Source organism: Campylobacteraceae bacterium (genome assembly GCA_013215945.1).
Taxonomy (GTDB): Bacteria; Campylobacterota; Campylobacteria; order Campylobacterales; family Arcobacteraceae; genus NORP36.
In genome coordinates, this window is record JABSOM010000014.1 from 96,824 (window position 1) to 103,548 (window position 6,725).

At 28.2% G+C, this 6,725-nt stretch carries 7 protein-coding genes and 1 pseudogene; 3 read left to right on the forward strand and 5 right to left on the reverse strand.

What is annotated here, in order from left to right:
- The first annotated feature begins 52 nt into the window (after positions 1-52).
- Together HRT41_13765 and HRT41_13770 are read left to right on the forward strand one after the other, a co-directional pair.
- Positions 53-853 (forward strand): hypothetical protein, encoded by an 801-nt coding sequence (locus HRT41_13765; protein NQY25090.1) that lies wholly within the window; start codon positions 53-55, stop codon positions 851-853.
- A gap of 112 nt (positions 854-965) precedes the next feature.
- Positions 966-1,625 (forward strand): class I SAM-dependent methyltransferase, encoded by a 660-nt coding sequence (locus tag HRT41_13770; GenBank protein ID NQY25091.1) that lies wholly within the window; start codon positions 966-968, stop codon positions 1,623-1,625.
- A 168-nt stretch (positions 1,626-1,793) separates the two neighbouring features.
- Here HRT41_13770 and HRT41_13775 read toward each other — a convergent pair whose 3' ends face one another.
- Positions 1,794-2,255, reverse strand: coding sequence for a hypothetical protein (locus HRT41_13775; GenBank protein NQY25092.1), 462 nt, complete (start codon positions 2,253-2,255; stop codon positions 1,794-1,796).
- 322 nt (positions 2,256-2,577) lie between these two features.
- Here HRT41_13775 and HRT41_13780 point away from each other — a divergent pair, with 322 nt between their 5' ends.
- Positions 2,578-4,620 carry a DUF3365 domain-containing protein gene (locus tag HRT41_13780; GenBank protein ID NQY25093.1) on the forward strand — a complete coding sequence of 681 codons (2,043 nt, stop codon included), beginning with the start codon at positions 2,578-2,580 and terminating at the stop codon, positions 4,618-4,620.
- Between the two features lie 33 nt (positions 4,621-4,653).
- Here the strand turns inward: HRT41_13780 and HRT41_13785 are convergent, their stop codons facing one another.
- From HRT41_13785 to HRT41_13800, 4 genes and pseudogenes are all read right to left on the reverse strand, one after another.
- Positions 4,654-5,301 (reverse strand): TenA family protein, encoded by a 648-nt coding sequence (locus HRT41_13785; protein NQY25094.1) that lies wholly within the window; start codon positions 5,299-5,301, stop codon positions 4,654-4,656.
- 194 nt (positions 5,302-5,495) lie between these two features.
- A complete protein-coding gene (locus HRT41_13790; protein ID NQY25095.1) occupies positions 5,496-5,786 on the reverse strand; it encodes a DUF1330 domain-containing protein in 291 nt (96 codons plus the stop codon).
- Positions 5,787-6,019: 233 nt separating this feature from the next.
- A complete protein-coding gene (locus HRT41_13795; GenBank protein ID NQY25096.1) occupies positions 6,020-6,391 on the reverse strand; it encodes a helix-turn-helix transcriptional regulator in 372 nt (123 codons plus the stop codon).
- Between the two features lie 3 nt (positions 6,392-6,394).
- A pseudogene (locus HRT41_13800) lies at positions 6,395-6,583 on the reverse strand (AraC family transcriptional regulator N-terminal domain-containing protein).
- Positions 6,584-6,725 lie beyond the last annotated feature (142 nt).

Consider the following 6,725-nt stretch of genomic DNA (forward strand, 5'->3'; position numbering starts at 1 on the left):
TAAAATTAACATTATCAGCTATAATACGGTAATTTATTTTAAGGGCAAGATTATGACATTACAAAAGTGGGAAATATTCCAAGATGAAGCAACAGTTTTTTTAAACAATTATTGTAATGCTAACTTTAAAATGGAAGGTGGCTATGACGCAACAACATCCCACATTACAGCAAGAAAAGCAAATAAAGTTATAACAACTATAGAAGCAAAGTTTGCATCAACACAAGCAGGACAAATTGTATTGATAGCAGATGGTAATAAGTTTAGCTTTTGCGATAAAAGTAAAAATGATTCAAATTCATATACACAAGAGATAATAAAATATTTAAATAAAAACTATTCATCCTTTGCCGGCGTAAAAACTGCTTCTATTCATGTAGATATTGATGAGAGTACATTATATAATTGGGTAAAAACAATTTATAATGATAAAGATGTTGAATGGATTATATCTTCAAAAAAGTTTAACAATTTAAGCCTAGATGATTTACTTTTCGTACCAATAAATGAAATAGAAAACTACTTTGATATTAGCCTAGTATTTAGAAGAAAAAAAACAGGGAATACACATATTCCAGGTAAAGACATAACACATTTTAAAGAAGAAATGGACTTATTAAATGAAGACTACATAATAAAAAAAACGAATAACAAATACTTACTAACAATGAACAAAAGAGTATCAAATTTTAATATTGGGGAGCGATATTTATTAAGTATTACCAATGTGGATTGTCAATATTATATAAAGAAAAAAGACATAAATACTAATCCTAATATTATGTTTCAACTAAACTTAAAAGATAAGGTAGAATTTAAAGGTGAGGATTTTAAAGAAAAATATAATTTATAGTTTTTTAAAATAGTGCAATGCGGAATAAGTACCTTTGAGATTTTTGGTCTGAAAATAATTTATTGTTATTTCTTAGTATACGAAAACTGTAGTTTCTAAAAAAAGGAAGATTATGGAAGAATTTGATTTTGAAGCATACAAACAAATGGTAAAAGAGCATCAAGACAAGGATGAACCAACATCTTGGTGTGATTCTATTTATAAAGATGCACAAGGAGATTATACTAAGGTATTTTGGGCAGATTTAGAATCCAATCCTTATTTGCTTCAATATTTAAAAAAGAATAGAACAAAAGATAAAAAAGCTATAGTAATTGGTTGTGGTGTTGGAGATGATGCAAAATCCTTAAGTGATGCAGGCTATGAAGTAACTGCATTTGATATTTCACCCTCTGCTATTGACTTGTGTAAAAAAAGGTATCCCCATTCAAAAATAAATTTTTTAGTGGCGGATTTATTTTCATACCCCAAGAATTGGAGAGAAAACTATGATTTAGTTTATGAATGTAATACCATTCAAATATTAGCTGGAAAATACAGAATATTAGCCAGAGAAAAAATATCTTCTTTATTAAATAAAGGTGGAAACGCGGTAATATCTTGTAGAAGCAGACTTCTAGGAAAACAAGAAAATGACATCCCAAAACCATTAGACAAAAAAGAAATGAATGAATTTATTTACAAGGATAAATTAAAAGAATTGATTTTTACTGATTATTATGACAATCAAGAACCTTCTGTTTGGCATTTTTTTGCTGTTTACCAAAAGTAAATAGACAGTAAAAAAGAAAAACTTAAAGAATGATACTTCTTGCAACACACAATATATACTACAAATAGTAAAGTTCTCTATTTAAACTTACCTGTCCCTATTTAATAAATTTAAGATTTATTCTTGCAAATATTTTTTTTCTTCTTTGTGCTAATTCAATTTCGTTTTTTATCCTTTAGAAGTAAACTTTTCTTTCATGTACGCATCAAAGTTTGGTTCACTACAAAGAACTGTTTTTATCCATGCTTCACTTTCAAAAGCAATGACTCTTAATTCATGTACGCAAGCAATTAAAGAACTATCTTTTTCTGAAGTAATTGAACTGGGTTCATTTAACGAAGAAGAAAATAAACGATGATGAATAATATCTTCCTTTTCCCACCAGTCTAATAAAAACCAATTACGTATAACTCCTTGATGAATAATTAAAAATCCAACTCCATAACGCTGTTCACTTAAAGCAGGTTTTGGTAAATGAAATAGAACAGCTTCTATTCCTTCTGAAACGAGTTCTTTTGAAAGAACTTCTGCTTTGGATGAAATTCCGTAAACCTTCATTCTCCAACCTTCATAGCCAATCTCTTTTATGAAAGTAACTGCTCTTTTTTTATAAGGTACAATTTTATTCATTTAAATTCCTTATTTATTCGTATTTATTTTAAAAATATAGTAGCACTATTACTATTAATAATAATCATTATTTTAATCAAAATGCTACAAGTAAAAGAAGATAAAATATTCCATATTATAATCATAAGTTAGATTAAGAGAATGATGACATTTATACCATTATGCTTTAGTAAAGGGATTAGTTAAATTTATTAGAAATAACTATTTGATAATTATAAAATAACAAATATAACATTTTAAAATTTATTTTTAAGAATTAACTTATTTATATTATGTAATATTGTTATAGAAAAATAAAAAATAATTTTTTCAAAGGCAGAATATGAATAATGACATGAAATTACGATTAAAGTTTTTTATACCAATTATTATTATTTCCTTATTAATAATCACAGGAACATATTTTTTTATCTCCCATCAAATAAAAGAAAATATAATTAATCAAAGTATTGTTAATGCTACTAATACCGTTAAACAATATAAAACACTTAGAAAATACTATGCAACAAATGTGATAGCAAAAGTTAAGAAAAACAGTGATGGCAAACTCAAAATAAACTTTGATCATAAAGATAAGAGTGATACTATTCCTCTACCCGCAACAATGATCCATGATATGGGTGCTTTAATAGGGAAGGATAAAGATGGTATTAAATTAAAACTTTACAGCGATTTTCCTTTTCCTAATAGAAGTATTGGAACACTTGATGCATTTTCTTCAAAAGCAATGAAAACATTTAGAAGTGGCCAAGTTAATAAACCTGTTACTTCAATAGAAATATTTGAAGGAAAAGAATCTGTTAGAGTCTCAATTCCTGATTTTATGGTTGCACAAGGATGTGTAAACTGTCATAATAGCAGAGCAGATTCTCCTAAAACAGATTGGAAACTAGGAGATGTAAGAGGTGCTTTAGAAGTAATTGTTCCCATTGAATCACAACTTATTAGTGCAAAAGAATTGGATAAACAAATTATTGCTATATTTTTAATTTTATTACTTCTCATCTTAATAACAATTTATGTTTTATTTGGGAGTATGATTTTGAACCCTCTAAAAAACCTACAAGCAGGATTAGAAGAATTTTTTAAATTTTTGAATAAAGAATCAAAAACGATTCAAGCTATAAAAATAAATAAATACGATGAGATTGGTATCTTATCAAATATCATCAATCATAATATAGAAAAATCAAAATCTATTATTGAAGAAGAGCATGTATTTTTGCAAAAATTAAATATGATATCAGAAGAAGTTAGTCAAGGATATCTCTACAAAAGACTTGAGCATAAAAGCAATTCTATTAATCTTGAAGAACTAAGATTAACGTTTAATAAAATGTTAGAAAATCTTCAAAATAATATTGCAGGAAGCACCAATAAAGTTCTAGATGTATTAATTAGTTTTGGAGAACTTGATTTTACCAACTCTGTTCGTAATGACAATGGTAAAATTGCCCTTGCACTAAATGAAGTTGCAAAACTAATAACAAGTATGCTTATTGAAAATAAATCTATTGGATTAAGTCTACAAAATAGCTCACATATACTTCTCTCAAATGTAGATACTTTAAATAAAAATGCGAATATTACAGCTGTTTCTTTAGAAGAAACCGCTGCCTCTCTAGAAGAAATGACAGGAAATATAAGAGGAAATACTACAAATATTGCAAAAATGGCTTCTTTTGCAAATGAATTAACAAGTTCTGCAACCACAGGACAAAAACTAGCTACTGATACAACGGTTGCTATGGATGAAATCAATAAACAAGTAAGTGCTATTAATGATGCTATAGGAGTGATTGATCAAATTGCTTTCCAAACAAACATACTTTCTCTTAATGCAGCCGTAGAAGCAGCAACTGCTGGCGAAGCCGGCAAAGGTTTTGCAGTTGTTGCACAAGAAGTAAGAAACCTTGCAGCCAGATCAGCAGAAGCAGCAAAAGAAATTAAAAATTTAGTTGAAAATGCAAATACGAAAGCAAATGAAGGAAAATCAATTGCTGATTCCATGATTCATGGTTATGAAGACTTAAATCACAATATTTCTAAAACTATTGAGTTAATTGTTGATGTTGAAAAAGCTTCTAAGGAGCAATTAGTTGGAGTTGAACAAATTAATGACTCTGTCAATCGACTGGATCATCAAACACAAGAAAATGTAAATGTAACAAGTGTAGTGCAAGAAATTGCAAAACAAACGGATGAAATAGCCAGTCTTATTGTTATAAGTACAAATGAAAAAGAGTTTCACGGAAAAGAAAATGTACAAGCAAAAGTTTTAGGAAATAATGAAGAATCTAACTCGAAACCGAGTGAACAAAGTCTTCTTCTTTCTGAGCTAAAGAAGGACAAAAACTCAAAATAAAATAAGAAAAAGAAACTTCACTTTGTTCTAAAACTATTGATAACAAGCATCAAAAAACTGTTTTTCTAACAGAACTGCTTGTTTAAAGTAGTCTTTGATTGTTTCTTGTTTTTTAACATCTGCTTCATTAAATGCTGTATCGAGCTGCCTGCGTAGATGTTCGACTACTGATTCAAAGTACTCACCAGTATGCAAAGAAATCCACTCAGCGAAATAAAAAGGAAGGGATTCAACAGTTTTGGCAAAGGGTTGTGCCCAAGATAAATAAATCCACTCAGCAACACATAACACTGCAATCATATTCGCATATTCTCCACTTTTGGCTGCTTTTAACATTAAAGCTTGAAAATCACTGCTTGCTTTTAAGAGTGTTGGATTTTCTCTTTGGCTTAAAGGGACGTTCAACATATCAAAAGATCGTTGAAAATAAGTATTTTCAGGACCTGCAATAATTCCTAAAAAATGAGCTAAAGGTAAACGATCAGGCAAAGAGGGAGCATGATAAATAGCACAAGATCCCAGACGTACAAAATTATCAATAAAAGTATAATCTTGTGCTAAATAAAGTCGCATTTTATCTAAGGATAAACTGTTATTTGCAAGCTCTGTAGTAAAAGGGTGATTTGTAGCGCTGTTCCAATCTTCAATATTCTCTTGTTTTAATTGTGTACTTGGTCTCATTGTCTTTTTTCCTTATTTATTTTAATAGATTAAATATTTAGAATTGAATATCTATTGGAATTTTTATTCCATTATTAGTATGTCTTATTTCTAATCTAAGAGAGAACTGTAGTTTTACTTTCTTTAAAAATGGAGAAGGTAAATTAAATTTATATATTTTAAAAAATTCAATTTAACAGTTCGATTTCACTTCACTAGTTTATACAATCAATTGCAATCATTTCAAAATTTGCAACATCCTTACGTAGTTTAATGGCTTTTTCATATTCATCTGAATAATAAAATGTTTTAGCTTCTTCTAAGGATGGAAACTCTAAAACTACTATTCTTCTTTTTTCTTCGAGGCCTTCTAGAGAAATCAATTCCCCTCCCCTTACGACAAGTTTACCCTTATATTTAGCAATAATTCCAGGTGCAATATCTTGGTAGTTTTTTAATTCTGAAGGATTTAATACTTCAATTCTAATTATTATTAATGCACTCATATATTCTTCTCTCCATGATATGTATTATTTGAAGAACATACTATCCATTTTAATATAAATATTTCGTATTAATAACAAAGAGAAAAGGTCTCATCCCAATTAAATCACTTGTCTGATTTAATGTTAGAACATTAGTTGTTTTTAAAGACTCTTACAAAGTACCTTTGCACTTTTTCGTATCTAACAGCTTTTTGATTTAGATACTTTTAAGTTTTTCAGATTTTACTAGTTTTTTAAGATTTAGACCAATTTTTCTTTATATTTTTTATATCTAAACTGGGAGTTATTCCAAAATATTTTGAATATTCTCTACTAAACTGTGATGCACTTTGATAGCCAACATGATAACAAGCACCTGTTATGTCCATATTTGAGGAAAGCATTAGTTTTTTTGCTTTGTGTAGTCTTTGTATTTTGATATATTGTAAAGGACTAACAGAAATTAGAGCTTTAAAATGTTTATGAAAAGAAGATACACTCATATTTATACTTTTTGCAAGCTCTTCTATTGCTAGATATTCACATAAATTATTGTTTATAAAAGATATTGAAGTAGATATTTTATATGCATTTCCTTCGATGTATGCAAGTTGTCTTAACACCATGTTATTGTCTGAAATAAGTAACCTATATAAAATCTCTTTTAAGTACAAGCCTTCTAAAGCAGCTATATCTTTTTCCTCTTTTAATAAAAAAGTTAATCTTGTAACTACATCTAATAAATTCTCTCTTAAAGTATAAGAACAAAGTGCTAAGGAGGTATCACTCTTTTCTTGAGGTTTAATTATAAAACTTATATAATGAGATTATGTGAATATGTTAGTATATTTGCATAGAGTTTGAAAGATAATATATTGGTATAAAACTAAAGCGGTTATAGAAATAACTAGCTTGATAGCGAGTTAGATAGTTATACTTTAAATTTGAGTGGCAACAAGA